The sequence below is a fragment of the Pseudomonas sp. A6 genome (assembly GCF_052367875.1).
In the GTDB taxonomy this organism is placed as follows: domain Bacteria; phylum Pseudomonadota; class Gammaproteobacteria; order Pseudomonadales; family Pseudomonadaceae; genus Pseudomonas; species Pseudomonas citronellolis.
The window spans coordinates 4,949,727-4,966,654 of sequence record NZ_CP198970.1 but is presented as its reverse complement, the minus strand read 5'-3'; the positions used below and the strand labels follow the sequence as shown (position 1 = coordinate 4,966,654).

The window sequence follows — 16,928 nt, the reverse complement described above, 5'->3', positions numbered from 1 at the left end:
GCTCCGTGAGGCCATGCACCTGTAGGAGCGGGCCCTGCCCGCGATTCGCGCGCAGGGCGCGCTCCTACATGGGAATGACACCGGCGCTCGGGCTTTCCCCTCACCCCGACCCTCTCCCGGAGGGAGAGGGGGCTGCCCGTGCCGGCTGGGAGTGAGGTTTCAGCCGGAGAATCCTTGGTCTCCGGCTGACTCCAACCTCCCCGACTACTCCGAACGGTCCCCTCTCCCTCCGGGAGAGGGTTAGGGTGAGGGGGCCGCAGGCCTGCTCGCTCGATTCCATTCCCCTACGCGCTCCGTGAGGCCATGCGCCTGTAGGAGCGGGCCCTGCCCGCGAATCGCGCGCAGGGCGCGCTCCTACAGTGGGAATGACACCGGCGCTCGGGCTTTCCCCTCTCCCCAACCCTCTCCCTGAAGGGAGAGGGGGCTAGTCTGTGCCGAGATAAGGCTTGGGGTCCTGCCCGCGAATCGCGCGCAGGGCGCGCTCCTACAGTGGGAATGACACCGGCGCTCGGGCTTTCCCCTCTCCCCAACCCTCTCCCTGAAGGGAGAGGGGGCTAGTCTGTGCCGAGATAAGGCCTGGTTCCAGCCGGCAATCCCTGCGCTAGCCATCTAACGCCGAACACCAACGCACTCCGAACGGTCCCCTCTCCCTTCAGGGAGAGGGTTAGGGAGAGGGCGCTCTTCAGGCCACACACCACAGGCCTCCCCGCTCCATCCCTCCTACAAAACCCCAGCCCAAGCCGACTGTGGTGGTCAAATAATTTCGGACACTTCGATAGGTTGTCTGGGTGGCCTGCGCTCGTAGCGGGTGGGAGGCAGATAGCCCAGGCTGGAGTGCAGGCGCACGTTGTTGTAGAAGCCGACGATGTAGTCGGCAATGTCGGTCATAGCCTCAGCATGGTTGGCGTAGTCACGTTGCCAGACCCGCTCCATTTTCAGGTTCAGGAAGAAGCGTTCCATGACCGCGTTGTCCCAGCAATTTCCCTTGCGGCTCATGCTCAAGACCAGGCCATGCCGCTTGAGCAGCGCGCGATAAACCTCGCTGGCGTACTGGCTACCACGATCCGAGTGCACGACCAGGCCTGGCGCTGGCTGCCGCTGAGCAATCGCCATCTGTAGCGCCGAACAGACCAGTTCCGCCGACATGTTCGGCGCCATCGCCCAGCCGACGATCTTGCGCGAATACAGGTCCATCACTGCAGCCAGGTACAGCCAGCCACGGCGGGTACGGATGTAGGTGATATCCGCCACCCAGGCCTGGTTTGCCGCCGGAGGATCGAACCGGCGGGCCAGGATATTGGAGGCTATCGGCAGGTCATGCTTGCTGTTGGTCGTGTGCACGAACTTGCGCTTCCAGACTGGCCGAAGCCGGTGCTCGCGCATCAGCCGGCGGACTCGGTAGCGCCCTACATGCACGCCCTCGCCATTGAGCGCGGCTTGCAGGCGACGACTCCCATAGGTACGCCCGCAGCTCATGAACAGGGCCTTCAAGGAAGCGGCTACCGGGCAGTGCAAGGCTGGGCGCAAGGGGCGGCGCTGTGCGGCGTAGTAGCCCGACCGACTGACACCCAGCAGCCGACACAGCCGTGCAACTCCGGCCTTCTGCTGCTGCGCGATCAACCGGTGAATCACTTCAGTTCGCGGGCGAAGAAGGCCGAGGCCTTTTTTAGCAGGTCGTTGTCCTGCTTCAACTGGCGATTCTCGGCCTCCAACTGACGAATCCGCTGCTGCTCGGGTGTCAACGGCTTACCCACTCCCGCCTGCCCCGACAGCTCGGCTTCGTATTGCTGAACCCAGCGGCGAACTGCCGTCTCTCCCAGGTCCATGTCTCGACAGACCTGCGTAATGCTCAGGCCCTGGTCTTTGATCATCTGGACGACTTGCAGCTTGAAGCTGGCATCGAATGCTCTGCGTTTACGGCTCATGAATGACTCCTCTATTCAGTGGATTTTCCACCTATCGAGGTGTCCTAGGAAATTGAACCACCACAGTCTTCCTTCTTCGCCAACTCGTTGGCCGGGTTGGCGAAGGCCAGGTCGCGCAGGTGCAGGATCAGCTCGCTCAGGCCCTGGGCGAACTGCTCCATGCTCGGCGTCTTGCCGACGCCCAGCAGCGTGGAGGCCGGGTCGTAGTAGCGGTAGATGACGATGGAGCGGGCGGCCAGCTTGTTGTTCTTCTGCGCCAGCCAGTTGGGGTCGAGGACGTCATAGCCGTCCTCGTACACGTCGCCGTAGCCGAACTGGCTGGCCAGGCGGATCACCGGCGACTCGAACACGAACTTGCGCGGCGGCGCGCCCGCGGTGGCCACCGCGCGCATCACCGTGGAACCCAGGTTGAAGCCGCAGAAGGGGTCGGCGGTGGTCTCGTCGATCTCGCCGCGGCTCATGGCGTAGCCGCGCACGTAGATGATCGGGTAGAAGGGCGCCTTCATCGGTTGCTGTTCCATGCTCGGTCTCCTGCTCAGGGCCACTGGATCTTCAGTGCGCGCGCGGTGGCCGGGCCGACGACGCCATCGGCGACCAGGCGGTGGGTGGTCTGGAAGGCGGCCACGGCCGCGGTGGTGTGCGGGCCGTAGGCGCCATCGATCTTGCCGGGGTCGAAGCCGGCCGCCTTCAGCGCCTGCTGGATTTCCGTCACCTTCGGCCCTTTCACGTTCGGCTGCTCCAGGCGGATGACCGAGGGCGGCGGCTTGAGCCTGGGCGTGCCCGGGTTGCTGCTGTAGCTCACACCGGGCAGGCGGCAGTAATAGTCCCAGACGCGCCCGGTGACATTGCCGGCGCGCACGCCCAGGCCGGTGCCGGCGGCCTCCATGGTCTTGCCGGCGCCGTCGGTGATGGCGACGTGGCCCATGTGCCCGGGCAGCGGCGGCTTGCGCACCAGCACCACGCCGGCGGTGAGCATGGCGTCGGCCTCGTTGGTGGGGATGAGGGTGCCGTTGCTGGCGTCATGCACCCAGGCGCCGGAATAGGCCTCGGTGGTCGCCGGGTTGCCCTGGTTGTTCACGCAGCCGTAGAGCTTCTTCAGCTTCTGGTAGGCCACCCAGGACACGAATTCCGCGCAGTCCCAGGGGCCGTTCCAGTTGGGGTTGTCCTTGGGGACCAGCACGTTGGCGTACTTCTGGTTCTTTTTCGTGGCGGCGAGCGTGTACAGATCCAGTCCGGTGACCATGGTGCGTTCCTCGGTAATGGGGCGGGACAGGGCTCAGGCGAGTTCCACCGTCTGCGGGGCGGCGCCTTCGCCGTTGGGGGCGTCGAGCGGGAGGATGCGCAACTCCAGGTCGATGAAGTCGTTGCCCTGCCGGTAGCTGCGGTTGATGTGGTAGGGGTTGGGCTGGTCGCGCAGGAAGGCGCCCTCGGTGCGGAACAGCTCGTCGTCGCCATCGCTGGCCAGGCGCCCGGCGGTGAAGGCGGTCAGTTCCTTGAGCAAGGCGACCACGGCGGCGGAGCCAGGGTTGGCCAGCATCACCGCCTTGAGCCCCAGGTCGGCGGCTTTGCTGCCGACCACGTCGCGGATGCGCTCGCCCGCCTCGCGCAGGTCGCGGTCGGATTCCATCATCAGCAACGACAGCGCGACGTACTCGCCGGGGTTGGCCGGGCCATACAGCAGGTGGCCGTCGCCGAGCATGCTCACCGTCGAGCCCTGGCGAACTTTCGGGAAGGGCATGTAATTGAAAGTAAGGGCACCCTGCTGGATATTCGAAGTATCGATGGCGAGGGAAACTATATAGGGCTCGCTATAACGGTCGAATAACAGGTCGGCGCGTTTCAATAAAGTGAATTGGCCGAGGGTGATTGCAATACGGGAATTGAAGCGATCGAAGGCCATCTTCGTACTTCCCTGTGGATGGTGGAGGGCGCCAGGACTGCGGCGTTCAAGCTGAAGCTAGCTGTCGTTCGCCTACCTGTCCAAGGCGCCCGCAGGGTATTTTTTGATAATCTTGGAATGAAATCATGTAGGAAATTCTTATTTGATTTTGTTATTGGAAGTGTAAATTCCAGGTGACAGTTTTCGTGGTCTTTCGAACCTCTGATGAATATAAGGCGCCAGGAATTTACATACATTGTCGATAATAAAAAGCGACCACTGGACAACGCGTCGCCGGTCGGTTGGCGTGCAGCCCCCGGCAGGCTGTGCTACCACTTGCCGCTGGCACACCCACAGCAAACAGGTGGTCCGCCATGGCGCTCGTGCTCTACGGTCACCCGTTTTCCTCGTACACCCAGAAAGTGCTGATGGCGCTGTACGAGAACCAGACGCCCTTCGAATTCCGCTGCATCGGCCCCGACACGCCGCAGCACGCGGCGCAGTGGTTGCGGCTATGGCCGCTGGGCAAGTTCCCGCTATTGCTGGACGGCGAGCGCAGCCTCGCCGAGAGCAGCATCATCATCGAATACCTGCAGCTCACCCACGGCGGCCCCGTGCGCTGGCTGCCGGACGACCCGCTGGCGGCGCTGGACGTGCGCTTTCTCGACCGCTTCTTCGACCTGCACGTGATGACGCCGGTGCAACACGCCGTGGGCGGCGCGCTGACGGGCGACGCGACCAAGCGCCAGGAAGCCCTGGCCGACGCGGTGGAAAAGCTCGAACGCGCCTACGCCTGGCTGGAAGGCCAACTGCCGGGCCGCACCTGGGCCGCGGGCGAAGCCTTCACCCTGGCCGACTGCGCGGCCGCACCCTCGCTGTTCTACGCCGACTGGACGCACCCCATCGGCGAGACCTACCCGACCCTGCGCGCCTACCGCGCCCGCCTGCTGGCGCGCCCCTCGTTCGCCAGGGCGATGGACGAGGCCCGGCCCTACCGCCCGCTGTTCCCGCTGGGCGCGCCCGACCGCGACTGAGCCCGCACGAAAAAGGCCGGCCCCGTTCGCACGGGCGCCGGCCTGGTCAGGCAGTGGAGCGGGGTTACACGTTGGCGGGGGCCAGCGCGCGCTTGCGCGCCAGCTCGTACAACTGCCGCGCTTCGCCCACCAGCGGCACCAGGGCGGAGGCGACCCGCGCCGTTTCATGGACCAGCACATCGTGGCCTTCGTGCACCTCCAGCACCCGCAGCAGGTCCTCCAGCGCGTTCAGCCGGCGCTCGGCCACGTCGTAGAGATGCTCCGCAGGGGCGGAAAGGTCGACATACAGCACGCCATCGAAGGCCTGGGATTGCAGCGCTACCAGCTTGCGATCAGGCATGACGCACCTCCGGGATGGAGGCGAAGGGGAGGGAGGACAGCAAGGCACGTACAACGAACAGTGGGTGTTTAGGCATTTCCGTTGCTCCTGTTTCGGAGGAAGGAGCCGCCCGCCCGGGAAGGGCGGCGGACCGTGCGGGGTCGCAGTACCGGTTAACCAACGTAAAGACCGGCCAGGCCGAAGCCTGCCCCGCACGGCTCGCCATGGCTGCACATAACAGCAGGCAAGAAAAAGCGCCTGTGCAAGGTGCGTCGGCGCTTCGTGCACGTTGGTTATCGCCGGACTGCGATCCGGGCCACGGGATTGACCGTGGCAGGAACGGAATCTATCGACGGGGTTTGTAGGCTCACAAGGGCGAATGTGGGTGGGAAATTTCGGGTGGTTTGGAAGGCCGCCGTCCATATTCAACGAGGTGTTACGAAGGGGCGTATGTGATTGGAGTAACTAAAAGCCTATTCAAAATTTTCTGAATCTTGAGATGGATGTGCGTAGTGGAGTTCTTCTCCAACTTTCCCTGGATTCTCTTGGGGTACTGGGTTGTGGTTGAGAGAATAGGTCTCTATTAATTTCCTCTGGAGCTAAAAGAAAGGCCGTTTCAATAGGATTTCTTGTTTATGGGATGTGTCTCAGAGGGAAAAAGGAAGCTTCCTTCAGGCTTGCTACTTGCACAAGCATGCAGCGCCGCTAATCGTATTTCTTTGTTCATGGCAGTAATCAAGGAAATACCATGGGTAACCGAAGTTCAGGGCCAGGGCCAATGCCGCAGGTATGCAAACCTGCGATGCCCAATCCACTGCTCAAGAAAATGAAGTACAAGGAACAGGAGCCAGATTGGCCACGTGAGTCGTCATACCCCAGGAAAATTCCTATACCTGTAGAAACCCGTCCTACGATACCTGGGTTTGTGTTTGCGAAGTCCTGCAAGCTACCTGACGCTGTAATCGATCATGCCAATCCGATTCCTGTAGGAAACTTAGAGGATTACGGTAGCTTTGCGTTGCTGGGAGGGCGCGAAGTCGACGGTGAGGGAAGTCTTCTTCTAAAGAAAATCAGCGGGGATGTACCCTCAACCTTCGGTCGGCTGGTGTTGCAAGGGCTTTCGGTAAGAGGAGCATCTTGCGCAGGTCGTTGCACACCGCTCAGTGGGCCTGTTGTCACCACTGGCGTAGCAGCGGGCACATTCGTAGGGCTTGTTGCATTGCTGTGGCCTTCTAGCCTGGGAGATAGCGCCCTTTACAGTGAGGAACAATTGAGGTCGCTCGGCAAGGCCAGATCAAGGGTCAGGTTACGTATTGAAGAACAGCCAGATGGAAGCCTGAAGGGATATGGCTTCAATACACAGAAGAATCGCGATTGGGAAATGCTGGATGTTGTCCAGTTCAACGAGCGAAGGGTTGCTGATCTGGGCGACGGAATTACGCTGCTCTGGACTCCCGCTGTTGATTCTTCCAGCAGAATTCCTGCATTAGAAGCTCCTCCACGAGCGCCGCTTATCTGGATATTCCCGCCTACCGAAAAGGCGGAACAGATAATCGTCAATCCCATCTATCCTCCTGAATACAAGGACTTTATTCTTGTTTTTCCGGCGGATTCTGGAGTTGAGCCGTTATATATAGTTCTGAATGTCCGGCGCGAACCGGGAGTTGTTACAGGAACGGGCGAGGATGTGCAGGGCATCTGGTTGGCTGGGGCAGGAGAGGGAAGTGGGAGCCCTATTCCTACGCAAATTGCTGATACGTTACGAGGGATGAGTTTCAACAGTTTTGACAGTTTCAGAGAGATGTTTTGGAAGACTGTGGCAAGTGATGCTGAACTGGCAATCCAGTTCGGGCATGATAATCTTGAGCGGATGCTGGGTGGCAATGCTCCAATTGCACGGAACAGGGATACGCTAGGGAAGCGTAAGTCTTTTGAATTGCACCACGTCGACTTGGTGTCCGAAGGCGGTGAGTTGTATGGATTAGATAATCTCCGTGTCGTTACGCCTAAAAAACATATTGATATTCATAGGTGAGTTATGAAGAGAATTACTGACTACACGGAAGATGAGTTTATTCGGCTCGTTGACGAGATACGTGCGGCGAATAAGTCGGCTTCAGATGGTGTGCTAGGAGAGCTTTTAGAGCACTTTTGTGAAATTACTGAGCATCCGGATGGTACAGACCTTATCTACTACCCAGAAGAGGGCGCGGATAATTCGTCTGCTGGTATCGCTCTCGCTGTAAAAACATGGCGTAAGGCCAATGGCCTGCCTGGATTCAAGACTTAGAACGGTATTGTTTATCAAAAGGTATCTTCTAAGCCTTACACCATTTTAATAATGTAGCTGGAACGATTGACCGGCTTCGGGAGAAAAATAAATCCGGTCTCATTGCCCGGCATAGTTACAACCTCTTAGACGTGACGGCCCAACGCGCCATAGCAGCTATACGCCTTTTCGAGGCGACGCGAGCGAGGTCGTACGACCTCGCTCAGCCCTGGCCCTGCTGCTTGTTGAGCATCGACTGGATGTGCAGCACCGAGTCCTGGGTGCGCTTGGCCAGGTTGCGCACCTCGTCGGCCACCACGGCGAAACCGCGCCCCTGTTCGCCCGCCCGCGCCGCCTCGATGGCCGCGTTCAGGGCCAGCAGGTTGGTTTGCTCGGCAATGCCCTTGATCACGCCCGCCATCTGAGAAATCTCGGCGTAGGTGTTCTGGATGCTCACCTGCTCCCGCTCACGCAGCGCTTCCGCAGCCTTCTCATCAGTGATTTCCCGGGTCGCGCCGGTCACCCGCAACAGCACGCCATTGGCATCGCGCAGGCAGCGCCCGCGCTCGCGGAACCACAGGTCGCCGCGGGTCTTGTGGCGCATGCGGTACTCGACGACATAGACGCGCTGCCCGGTGGGGTCGGCCATCATCTCGCCGAAGGCGCGCATGACGCGCTGCTGGTCCTCGGGCTGGGTGATGGCGAAATAGCTGTCCCAGCCATCGGGAAACTCCTGGCGGTTGTAGCCGATCAACGAACGGAACTGATCCGACCAGCGAATCACGTTGTCGGGATGATCGGGGTTGCCATCGACCACGCTGAGGTCCCAGCAACCCTCGGTCAGTGTCTGCTTGGTCAACTCCCACACCTGCTGCTCCTCCAGCAGCCGCGCCCGCTCCGCCTCGACCGCAGCGGCCCATTCCTCGGCACGCTTCATCGCTTGCTCGGCCTCGGCCTGCTGTTGCTCGCGCAAGCTGAGCGAGGCCTGTAGTTCCTGCAGTTGGGCTTCATCGACGCGGTCGTGACGTTCCGCCAGGCGTGCGAGGGTGGCGCGGTCTTCCTGCCAATGGCTCTGGACATCCTGCAGGGCCAGCGCAAGCTCGCGATGACGGCTCAGCGCGGCATACTCGGCCGGGCTACGCCAATTCCCCGCCAGCCACTGCCGGCACAGCTCGCTCACCTCACCCGCCAGTTCCTTCGCCCCCTTTGCGAACCACATGCCTCGCCACTCCTCGCCGCTTGCGGTGATGTCAAATTAGTATGAAATCATATCTTATATGTAAAAGGGGGTGGCGAGGGAATAGGGGGTTGTTTTTTGGTTGTGGGCGAGGGCGCTTCGTCTGGTATCGCCTGGTCCTGCTGAGCGAGGCGCTGATTTTGGTTCAGGAGCTGGCAAGCCCCACGGCCGGCCTGCGTGCCGGGCCTGCCATCGACATCGCAGAAGACCCCTATGTGGAAGGACATTGGTTAGCGGTTTACGCCTGCATACCCAGCCCTCAAGGCGCCAGCACGATGCTGCCCCCAGGCGCGGCGTCACCGGCATTCCCCGCGGCGGCCGCGCGTTCCAGCAGGTAGCGCGCCGGCGGCTTGCCCATCGCCTTGCGGAACATGGTCACGAAACCGCTGGCGCTCTCGTAACCCAACTCCAGCGCAACCGCCTGCACGCTCTCTCCGTTGGTCAGGCGCCGCAGCGAAAGAATGATATGTAACTGCCGGCGCCAACGCCCGAAACTCATGCCGACTTCCTGCATCAATAAGCGGCTCATGTTGCGTTCGCTCATGCCGATGCATCTGGCCCATTGAGCCATCGATGTCTTGCTCGAAGGATCGGCTAGCAGCATTTGCGCCAACTGACGCAGGCGCTGGTTCTGCGGCATCGGCAAATGCAGACGCTCCACGCTCGCCTCCCGTAACTCGTCCAGCAGCACGGCGATCAGCCGCGCCTCCGGGCCGTTCTCGGCGTACAACTGTTCGAATCCAGTCGCCTTGAGCAGCAGCTCGCGTAGCAGGGGCGAGACCGAGAGCGTGCAGCACTGGGTAGGCAGGCCTTCGATCGCGCCCGGTTCGACGAACAGGCAATAGCACTCGGTTTCTCCCGAGCCCCGGGCCGAATGCGGCATCTCTCCGGGAATCCAGATGGCGCACTGCGGCGGAACGATCCACACGCCGCTATCCAGCTCGCAGTTGAGGATCCCGCGCACCGAATAGATCAGTTGCGCCTTGCGGTGCTGGTGAGGCGCGTGCTCCCAGTCCCTGGCAACGACATGGGATGCATTCAACGCCGTGACCTGGCGCGCGATGCTATCGACATCCCATGTGAGCGATGGGCCGTCGGCGATAACACAGTCCATAAGCGCTTTCCGAATCGGTTGGCTGAAATGAAAAATAGTGTGGCTAGATTGTGCAATGACGCAAAGCGACCGGGCTAGTTATCTTGCAGGCGAATTGACGGCGCCCCATATCCACGGCGCCACTACTCAACGCAGGGGACGGTTCGCATGGTCATTGATTCCACACAGTTTCCGCTGGTCCGGATGCAGGTCGGTGCATCCGGCATTGACACCGACGACGAGGGGTTCAAGGCTTTCGAAGCCTTGCTGGGGCGTGCGGAACCGTTCGTATTGCTGGACGAGGAGCGAACGCAGCAGGAGGAGCACGAGCATTCCCATGAAGAGAGAAAGCAGTTGTCCCTGTGGATGAAGCGCCACAAGGCTGCCTTGCGGTCGTTCGTCAAAGCGCAGGTCTACATCGAGCCGGACCTCGTCAAGCGGAAGGCGGCCGAACTGTTCGCGGGCAAGTTCGAGGCGTTCTGGGGCTACCCCTTGCGGGTCGTCGCTACCCGGGAGGAAGGCTTGACGCTGGCGCGCAAGCTGCTGGCCCAATGAGCCTCAGGAGATGACATCCATGGGCCTCGTTGCAGTGAGCACGGTCGAAATCGATCCGGCCAGCGGCTCGGTGGCGGTTCTTCGAATGGGATTGCAAGAGTTGCTGGCAGACCTGAATCGTCTCTCGGGCTGCACGGCCTACCATCTGGCTTGCGACAGCGGTTCTGGCGACACCTGGCTTCTCACCGGGTACTGGGATTCGATCGAACGCATGGCCGCACACTTCCATCTGCCATGCCTGGCCAGGCTGTTCGAACTGGCGGCGGAGGGACTGATCGTGGGGCTGCGCTTCGGGACATTCCTCGTGTCACCGCTTATCGAACAGGCCGGCGAGATGGCGGGGCCGACCAGTGCCACGGCACTTTGAGCCGCCCCGGAGGTTCGGAGCAGGAAGGCTAAAGGGGACGAAGGCTAAATTTGTTTTTCTACTCTGAATCTGTCTGTATGGACAGGATTGGGTTGTTTAAATGAATCCTTTTTTGTCCCCCTTTCCGTTCTTGGCAACCATCCCCCAAACCGCCAAACACCGGCGCACCCAGTTCCACCCTGACTACTCGCCACGCCCCACCAAGGCCTCCGTAGCCGTTTTTCCCCACGTCCCCCAGGTGCGGGGTGCAGAGCACGCGCGGGTGGTTCAGCAGGGGATTGTCGGGGGCGAGCCCATTGAACGGCTTTTCGCCGTCCTGGAACAGTCCTGGCCGCGCAGGTGGAAAGCGCTCAGCCAGGCAACGATCTTTCAGCCAGTTGCCGTGCAGGCACGGCTCGCTCGACTAGCGACATGGCGATGATTAGGGGCAGGCGAGCATAAGTCGACCCCCTCAGAAAGAGCGTGCCGCCGGGCTGGCCAGGTCCTGCAGGTAGGTGAGGTCGCACAGCCGCCATTGCCGGAGCCGGCCCTGGATGCGTCCCGCCTGCTGCCAGTCGGAGAGCAGACGGCTGAGGGATTCCGGGCGAATGCCCAGGTGGGTGGCGAGTTGGCGCTGGCTGATCGGCAGCATCAGGCTTTCGCCCTGGCGACGGTGCAGGCCCAGCAGGTAGGCGGCCAGGCGCTGGGAGGCGGAACTGGCGGTCAGCCAGTCGACCTCGTTGACCTGGCGGTAGAGACGCAGGCTGAGGCTTTCCAGCATGCGCATGGCCAATGGCGGATGGCCCTCGCAGGCCTTGTGCAGCGCGTTGCGGCTCAGTCGGAAGAATTCGCCGCTACCCTGGCAGCGGGCGTTCATCGGGTAGCGGCCGTGGGGCATGAACATGGCCGCCTCGGCGATCAGTTGACCTTCGCGGAACAACTGGAAGACATGCTCTTCGCCGTCGCAGGTGAAGCGCAGCATTTCCACGCAGCCACGCCGCACCAGCAGGAAGTGCTCGGCCGGGTCGCCTTCGCGGAACAGCAGTTTGCCGCCCTCGGCGCGCAGCAGACTGGCCGAGTCGCACAGGCTGGCCATGAGGCCCTGCGGCAGGTCGGCGAAGAGGGGGATGGCGCCCAGCAATCGCAGGCATTCGCCGCGGTCTGGCGCGAACTTAACATTTGTCATTCGTGGCGTGCGGGCGGGCTGCAATGATCTGCGAATGAAGATAAGTCTTATTCGCAAGCCGATCAATCGAAGGCTCCCCCGCCTGCTCCTTTCTTTCGTTCTGGCGGCCGGCGCGTGCCTGCAGGCGCCTGCCGGTACGGCCAGGGAAGCGGTGCTGCGGCTGGGCGGCCCCGGCGCGGTGGTGAGCTTCCCGTTGCTGCACATGGTGGAGAGCGGCGCTCTGCAGCAGTACGCCGAGCGCGTCGAATTCCGCCTCTGGCAGAACCCCGACCAGTTGCGCGTGCTGCTGGCCAAGAACGAGCTCGACTACAGCGCCGCCCCGGTGAACCTGCCGGCGCTGATGGCCGGGCGCGGGCAGCCCGTGCGGCTGCTCAACGTCTCGGTGTGGGGAATCATCTGGCTGGTGAGCCGCGACCCCCAGGTGAAGAGTTTCGCCGACCTGGCCGGCAAGGAGGTGGTGCTGCCGTTCCAGCGCGACCTGCCGGCGATCCTGGTCGATGAATTGCTGCTCAGCCACGGCCTGAAGCCGGGCAGGGACCTGACGCTGCGCCCGGTCCGCGATGGCCAGGACGCCCAGGCGCTGCTGCTGGCAGGCCGCGCCGATCACGCCTTGCTGGTGGAGCCGGCGGTGTCCCTGCTGCTTTGGCGCAACCACAGCCAGGGCGGCGCGCCGCTGTACCGCGTGCAAAGCCTGGAGAGCGCCTGGCGGCAGGCCTTCCCGCAGCAGGCCGAACTGCCTCAGGCAGGGCTGATGAGCAGCCCGCAGCGCGCCGAGGACGGCGAACTGGCGCGGGCGGTGGATGCCGCCTACGCCGAGTCCGCCCGTTGGTGCAGCGCGCACCCGCAGGCCTGCGCGGAGCTGGTCCATCGGCACCTGCCGCACCTGCCGGTGGAGGCGCTGGAAGAGTCCATCCGTGTCACGCGCCTGGAGAGTGTTTCCGCCAGCGCGGCGCGTGGACCGCTGGAGGCGCTGTTCGGGCTGATCGCCAAGCGCCATCCACAGGCAATCGGGGGCGCCCTGCCGCCCGCCAGCTTCTATGGGCCCTGAGATGAGACCCATGACTTCCCGACGCTGGGCCTTGCTGGGCGGCGCGCTTCTGCTGGTGGGCTGGCAGCTGCTGGCGCTGCGCCTGGGCCCGCTGCTCATGGCGACGCCATGGCAGACGCTGCAGGCCATGGTCCGCCTGCCTTTCGAGGCCGACTTCCGCCTCAACGCCGGCGCCAGTCTGCTGCGTATCGTCCTGGGTGTCGGCCTGGGCTGCCTGCTGGGCTTCTGCCTGGGGCTGCTGGCCGGACTCGACGCCCGTGTGCGCGGTCTGCTGGAGCCGCTGCGCTGGCTGCTGATGTCGGTGCCGCCGGTGGTGGTCGTGGTGCTGGCGATGCTCTGGGTGGGTCTCGGTTCGGCCATGGTGGTGCTGATCAGTGTGCTGATGCTGGCGCCGGGCATGTACGTGAACACCGTCAAGGGCATGCAGATGGTCGACCGCGGCCTGCTGGAGATGGCGCGGGTCTACCGTTTCAGCCCCTGGCAGAAGTTGCGGCGGCTCTATATCCCGTCACTCACCGCGCCGCTGGGCGCGGCGCTGTTGATCGCCACGTGCGGCGGCGTGCGCCTGGTGGTGATGGCCGAAGTGCTCGGCGCGGAAAGTGGCGCCGGTTTCGCGCTGGCCAATGCGCGCAGCACCTTCGATAGCGCCGGGCTGTATGCCTGGACGCTGCTGATCCTGCTGCTGGTCGCCGCGCTGGAGTTTCTTCTGCTGCAGCCGCTGCAGCGGCGCATGGGCCGTTGGCAGGAGGCCGCCCATGCTTGAGTGGCACGGCGTCGATCTGGTGCTGGGCGAGCGTCGAGTGTTTGCCGATGCCTCCCTGCGCCTGCTGCCCGGCGAGCGGGTCGGCATTCTCGGGCCCAGCGGCGCCGGCAAGAGCAGCCTGCTGCGCCTGGCTGCCGGCCTTCTGAAGCCCCGTCGGGGGCGGCTGGAGAATGGATTCCGCCACCCCGTGCTGGCCTTCCAGGAGCCGCGCCTGTTGCCTTGGTGCCGGGTCGCGGAGAACCTGGAAATCCCCTTGCAGGCGAGCGGCCTCGACCGTGCGGCTGCGCGCCGGATGGCCAGCCACTGGCTGGAACGCGTCGGCCTCGCCGGGCACGAGCGCGCCTGGCCGCATCAACTGTCCGGCGGCATGGCCCAGCGCGTTGCCCTGGCGCGCGCGTTCTCGATCGAGCCGGACCTGCTGCTGCTCGACGAGCCATTCAGCGCGCTGGACCCGGCCCTGCGTGAATCCCTGCTCGACCTCTGCCGCGACTGGCTCGCCAGCTCGGGCGCGGCGCTGCTCTGCGTCAGCCACCATCCGGCCGAGCTGATCGGCCTGGTGGAGCGCTTCGTGCTGGTCAACGACGGCGCGTTGCAGCCCTTCGACCTCACCGGATACGCCGCCGACCAGGTGGCGACGGTGCTGCATCAGACCCTGCTGGCCCTGGAGGCACCCGCGCCATGATCTATCCCATTCTGCTGACCCTGCACCTGTTCGCCGCGCTGATGTTCGTCGGCACGGTGTTCTTCGAGGTGCTGATCCTCGAAAGCGTGCGCAAGCACGTACCGGCCGCGGTGATGCGCCAGGTGGAGCAGGGCATCGGCAAGCGCGCGCGGCGGCTGATGCCCTGGGTGCTGCTGGTGCTGTTCGGCGCCGGCCTGGGCATGGTCTGGACGCGCTACCTGCCGCTGCTGGCGGACCCGCTGGCATCGTCCTTCGGCACCTTGCTGAGCCTGAAGATCCTGCTCGCCCTGAGCGTGCTCGGGCACTTCTTCAGCGCCATGTTCCTGCTCCACAGCGGGCGCATGAATTCGACGTATTTCCGCCGAATCCACCTGAGCGTCTTCAGCCACATGGTCGGCATCGTGCTGCTGGCCAAGGGCATGTTCTACCTGAGCTGGTAAGCCAGATTTCGTGCAGACGGAGCTTGTCATGAGTCGTTGTCCTTCCCCCAAACGCCATTTTCCCTCGAAACTTTCACTTCCCCTGCTGGCCCTCGGCCTGCTGCCACTGGCGGTGGCGGCGGAGGACCGCCTCGAGCTGGAGCCGATGCAGATCAGCGAAAAAAGCCTCGCGCCGGTCAGCCAGTCCGCGCAGGCCGAGCGCCAGCGCCTGGCCCGCGTACCGGGCGGCACCAACCTCGCCGAGCCGCAACAGGAGACACGCCTGGCGACCCTGCGCGATGCGCTGGACTACCAGCCCGGCCTGGTGATCCAGGACTTCTTCGGCGGCACCGACCAGCCGCGCCTGAACATCCGGGGTTCGGGCATCCAGAGCAATCCGGTCAACCGCGGCGTGCTGCTGTTGCAGGACGGGCTGCCGCTCAACGAGGCCGACGGTTCCTTCATCATCGGCCTGCTGGAGCCGCGTAATGCGTCGTGGATCAGTGCCCGCCGCGGCGCCAACGCCGGCAGCCCCGGTGCCACCGCCCTGGGTGGCGAGCTGGAGTTCAACTCGCTGACCGGCGCCGACGAAGCCGGACGCGTCCGCCTGGAGGCCGGCAACTTCGGCCGCCAGGGCCTGCAGGCTGCCGCCGGGCTGGATGAGGGGCGGTACGATGGACGGGTGAGCGTCAGCCACGACGAGTACGACGGCTATCGCCACCACTCCGCTTCCCATCGCACCGTGATGCAGAGCAACTTCGGCCTGGACCTGGGCAACGGCGTACAGAATCGCAGCTACCTGTCCTACAGCGACCTGACTTTCGAGATTCCCAACGTCATCACCAAGGCGCGCCTGAAGGACGATCCGCGCAGCGTGCTGGGCGACGGCAACACGCCGCAGGATCGCCTGCTCAACGTCTACCAGCGTGACCCGCACCGCGATACCCAGCAGCTGCGGCTGGCCAACCGTACGCAGTGGAGCGGCGCGGGCTGGCAGCAGAGCTTCGGCGTCTACGGGCAGAACACCCAGGACGATTTCACCGATCCGCTCAGCCACACCCTGACCGACAGCGACACGCTCGGCGCGCAATGGCTGCTCGAAGGCGAGCAGCGCCTGTTCGGCTACCGCCTGGGCGCCAGTTGGTCCTACAGCGACATGACCCGCGAGCTGTACGCCAACAACCCCCAGAACGGAAGCCGCATGCAGCGTTTCGGCAACTTCGACCTCACGGCCTCCAACCTCGATCTGCTGCTTGGCCTGGACTGGAACCTGGCGGCGGACTGGACCCTGGTGACCGAGGTGAAGTGGAGCGATGTCAGCCGCGATGCGGATTCGCGCGATGGCGCCGGCCATCTCGACCAGGGCTGGAACTTCGCCACGCCGAAGATCGGCCTGAACTGGACGCCCAGCCCGGACCTGCGCTGGTACGCCAACATCAGCCGCAGCCACGAAGCGCCGACGTTCTGGGAAATCGTTTCCGCCGAAGTCTCGCCCGCAGCCCCGGCGACGGCGCAGGCGCAGCTGGTCGACCTCGACGTGCAGCGCGCTACCACCTACGAGATCGGCGGCGCCGGTCGCATCGCCCGGACCGACTGGAGCCTGACGCTGTACCAGAGCGACGTGGAAGACGAGCTGATCTCCACCAGCGACGCCTACGGGGTGAAGGTGGGAACCTACAACTACGGCTCGCGCACCCGCCACCGCGGCGTCGAAGCGGGGCTCAACGGCTTGCTGCCGATGGTATCCAACATCGGCGGCGACCTGGCCTACCGGGTGGCGTGGACCTTCAGCGACTTCCGCTTCCGCGGCGGCGAGTTCCAGGGCAACCGGATCGCCGGCGTGCCGCGCCAGCTCTGGTCGGCCGAGCTGCTCTACCGGCGCGGGCCGTGGAGCGTCGGGCCCAACCTGCGCTGGCTGCCCCAGGACACCCCGACCGACCACGCCAACACCCGCAACAACTATCAGGACGCCTACGCGCTCTGGGGCCTCAAAGCCGCCTACAAGGCGCGCGAGGGCCTGAGTGTGTACGTGCAGGGCGACAACCTGGCGGACAAGACCTATGCCAGCAGCTACGTGATCCGCAACCGCGCCGATGCCAGCCAGCCGACCTTTCTCAGCGGCAACGGGCGCAGCCTGACCGTGGGGGCGGAATACGCTTTCTAGGGGCGGTTG

At 63.7% G+C, this 16,928-nt stretch carries 18 protein-coding genes and 2 pseudogenes; 11 read left to right on the top strand and 9 right to left on the bottom strand.

Annotation, left to right across the window (positions count from 1 at the left end):
• Positions 1 to 753 precede the first annotated feature (753 nt).
• The 4 genes from ACTWJ5_RS21640 to ACTWJ5_RS21625 all read right to left on the bottom strand — a co-directional run bounded on the left by ACTWJ5_RS21640 (position 754) and on the right by ACTWJ5_RS21625 (position 3,663).
• Positions 754 to 1,925, bottom strand: a protein-coding gene (locus ACTWJ5_RS21640) for an IS3 family transposase (protein ID WP_444436531.1) whose coding sequence is annotated in 2 segments (ribosomal slippage) — positions 754 to 1,658 and positions 1,658 to 1,925 — 1,173 coding nt in all. Because the reading frame shifts where the segments join, the coding sequence is not laid out codon by codon here.
• Between the two features lie 44 nt (positions 1,926 to 1,969).
• Positions 1,970 to 2,446: a hypothetical protein gene (locus ACTWJ5_RS21635; protein WP_444436530.1), complete on the bottom strand. Its 477-nt coding sequence runs from the start codon at positions 2,444 to 2,446 to the stop codon at positions 1,970 to 1,972.
• A 14-nt stretch (positions 2,447 to 2,460) separates the two neighbouring features.
• Positions 2,461 to 3,168 (bottom strand): peptidoglycan-binding domain-containing protein, encoded by a 708-nt coding sequence (locus ACTWJ5_RS21630; protein ID WP_051878371.1) that lies wholly within the window; start codon positions 3,166 to 3,168, stop codon positions 2,461 to 2,463.
• A gap of 33 nt (positions 3,169 to 3,201) precedes the next feature.
• The gene (locus ACTWJ5_RS21625) at positions 3,202 to 3,663 is read right to left on the bottom strand and encodes a hypothetical protein (RefSeq protein WP_444436529.1); all 462 of its coding nucleotides are present in this window, start codon (positions 3,661 to 3,663) and stop codon (positions 3,202 to 3,204) included.
• A gap of 142 nt (positions 3,664 to 3,805) precedes the next feature.
• Between ACTWJ5_RS21625 and ACTWJ5_RS21620 the strand changes: the two genes are divergently transcribed.
• Together ACTWJ5_RS21620 and ACTWJ5_RS21615 are read left to right on the top strand one after the other, a co-directional pair.
• Entirely contained in the window at positions 3,806 to 3,880 is a 75-nt protein-coding gene (locus ACTWJ5_RS21620) for a hypothetical protein (RefSeq protein ID WP_370311620.1), read from the top strand.
• Positions 3,881 to 4,178: 298 nt separating this feature from the next.
• Entirely contained in the window at positions 4,179 to 4,838 is a 660-nt protein-coding gene (locus ACTWJ5_RS21615) for a glutathione S-transferase family protein (RefSeq protein WP_116423709.1), read from the top strand.
• A 64-nt stretch (positions 4,839 to 4,902) separates the two neighbouring features.
• Here the strand turns inward: ACTWJ5_RS21615 and ACTWJ5_RS21610 are convergent, their stop codons facing one another.
• Positions 4,903 to 5,178, bottom strand: a complete 276-nt coding sequence (locus ACTWJ5_RS21610; protein ID WP_058070128.1) for a hypothetical protein — start codon at positions 5,176 to 5,178, stop codon at positions 4,903 to 4,905.
• Between the two features lie 727 nt (positions 5,179 to 5,905).
• Between ACTWJ5_RS21610 and ACTWJ5_RS21605 the strand changes: the two genes are divergently transcribed.
• Both ACTWJ5_RS21605 and ACTWJ5_RS21600 read left to right on the top strand, forming a co-directional pair.
• Positions 5,906 to 7,192 carry an S-type pyocin domain-containing protein gene (locus tag ACTWJ5_RS21605; protein ID WP_261748167.1) on the top strand — a complete coding sequence of 429 codons (1,287 nt, stop codon included), beginning with the start codon at positions 5,906 to 5,908 and terminating at the stop codon, positions 7,190 to 7,192.
• A gap of 3 nt (positions 7,193 to 7,195) precedes the next feature.
• Positions 7,196 to 7,447: a bacteriocin immunity protein gene (locus tag ACTWJ5_RS21600; protein ID WP_249917215.1), complete on the top strand. Its 252-nt coding sequence runs from the start codon at positions 7,196 to 7,198 to the stop codon at positions 7,445 to 7,447.
• Between the two features lie 214 nt (positions 7,448 to 7,661).
• Here ACTWJ5_RS21600 and ACTWJ5_RS21595 read toward each other — a convergent pair.
• From ACTWJ5_RS21595 to ACTWJ5_RS21585, 3 genes and pseudogenes are all read right to left on the bottom strand, one after another.
• Positions 7,662 to 7,859 (bottom strand): annotated as a pseudogene (locus ACTWJ5_RS21595) (methyl-accepting chemotaxis protein); the annotation flags it as partial.
• A gap of 102 nt (positions 7,860 to 7,961) precedes the next feature.
• Positions 7,962 to 8,363: pseudogene (locus tag ACTWJ5_RS21590) on the bottom strand (PAS domain-containing protein); the annotation flags it as partial.
• 559 nt (positions 8,364 to 8,922) lie between these two features.
• The gene (locus ACTWJ5_RS21585) at positions 8,923 to 9,777 is read right to left on the bottom strand and encodes an AraC family transcriptional regulator (RefSeq protein WP_444436528.1); all 855 of its coding nucleotides are present in this window, start codon (positions 9,775 to 9,777) and stop codon (positions 8,923 to 8,925) included.
• Between the two features lie 147 nt (positions 9,778 to 9,924).
• Here ACTWJ5_RS21585 and ACTWJ5_RS21580 point away from each other — a divergent pair, with 147 nt between their 5' ends.
• Positions 9,925 to 10,311, top strand: coding sequence for a hypothetical protein (locus ACTWJ5_RS21580; protein ID WP_261748169.1), 387 nt, complete (start codon positions 9,925 to 9,927; stop codon positions 10,309 to 10,311).
• Positions 10,312 to 10,330: 19 nt separating this feature from the next.
• Positions 10,331 to 10,678 carry a putative quinol monooxygenase gene (locus ACTWJ5_RS21575; protein WP_261748170.1) on the top strand — a complete coding sequence of 116 codons (348 nt, stop codon included), beginning with the start codon at positions 10,331 to 10,333 and terminating at the stop codon, positions 10,676 to 10,678.
• Positions 10,679 to 11,129: 451 nt separating this feature from the next.
• Here the strand turns inward: ACTWJ5_RS21575 and ACTWJ5_RS21570 are convergent, their stop codons facing one another.
• Positions 11,130 to 11,843 carry a Crp/Fnr family transcriptional regulator gene (locus ACTWJ5_RS21570; RefSeq protein WP_444436527.1) on the bottom strand — a complete coding sequence of 238 codons (714 nt, stop codon included), beginning with the start codon at positions 11,841 to 11,843 and terminating at the stop codon, positions 11,130 to 11,132.
• Positions 11,844 to 11,877: 34 nt separating this feature from the next.
• Between ACTWJ5_RS21570 and ACTWJ5_RS21565 the strand changes: the two genes are divergently transcribed.
• From ACTWJ5_RS21565 to ACTWJ5_RS21545, 5 genes are read left to right on the top strand one after another with little or no spacing between them, the layout of a single operon-like run.
• Complete coding sequence (locus ACTWJ5_RS21565; protein WP_249917210.1) at positions 11,878 to 12,891, top strand: ABC transporter substrate-binding protein; 1,014 nt, start codon at positions 11,878 to 11,880, stop codon at positions 12,889 to 12,891.
• Positions 12,892 to 12,901: 10 nt separating this feature from the next.
• The gene (locus ACTWJ5_RS21560) at positions 12,902 to 13,654 is read left to right on the top strand and encodes an ABC transporter permease (protein WP_043315096.1); all 753 of its coding nucleotides are present in this window, start codon (positions 12,902 to 12,904) and stop codon (positions 13,652 to 13,654) included.
• Positions 13,647 to 14,336, top strand: a complete 690-nt coding sequence (locus ACTWJ5_RS21555; protein WP_444436526.1) for an ABC transporter ATP-binding protein — start codon at positions 13,647 to 13,649, stop codon at positions 14,334 to 14,336. The genes ACTWJ5_RS21560 and ACTWJ5_RS21555 overlap by 8 nt, the downstream gene beginning before the upstream one ends.
• The gene (locus ACTWJ5_RS21550) at positions 14,333 to 14,776 is read left to right on the top strand and encodes a CopD family copper resistance protein (protein WP_009619009.1); all 444 of its coding nucleotides are present in this window, start codon (positions 14,333 to 14,335) and stop codon (positions 14,774 to 14,776) included. The genes ACTWJ5_RS21555 and ACTWJ5_RS21550 overlap by 4 nt, the downstream gene beginning before the upstream one ends.
• A 28-nt stretch (positions 14,777 to 14,804) precedes the next feature.
• Complete coding sequence (locus ACTWJ5_RS21545; protein ID WP_444436525.1) at positions 14,805 to 16,919, top strand: TonB-dependent receptor family protein; 2,115 nt, start codon at positions 14,805 to 14,807, stop codon at positions 16,917 to 16,919.
• The last annotated feature ends 9 nt before the right edge of the window (positions 16,920 to 16,928 follow it).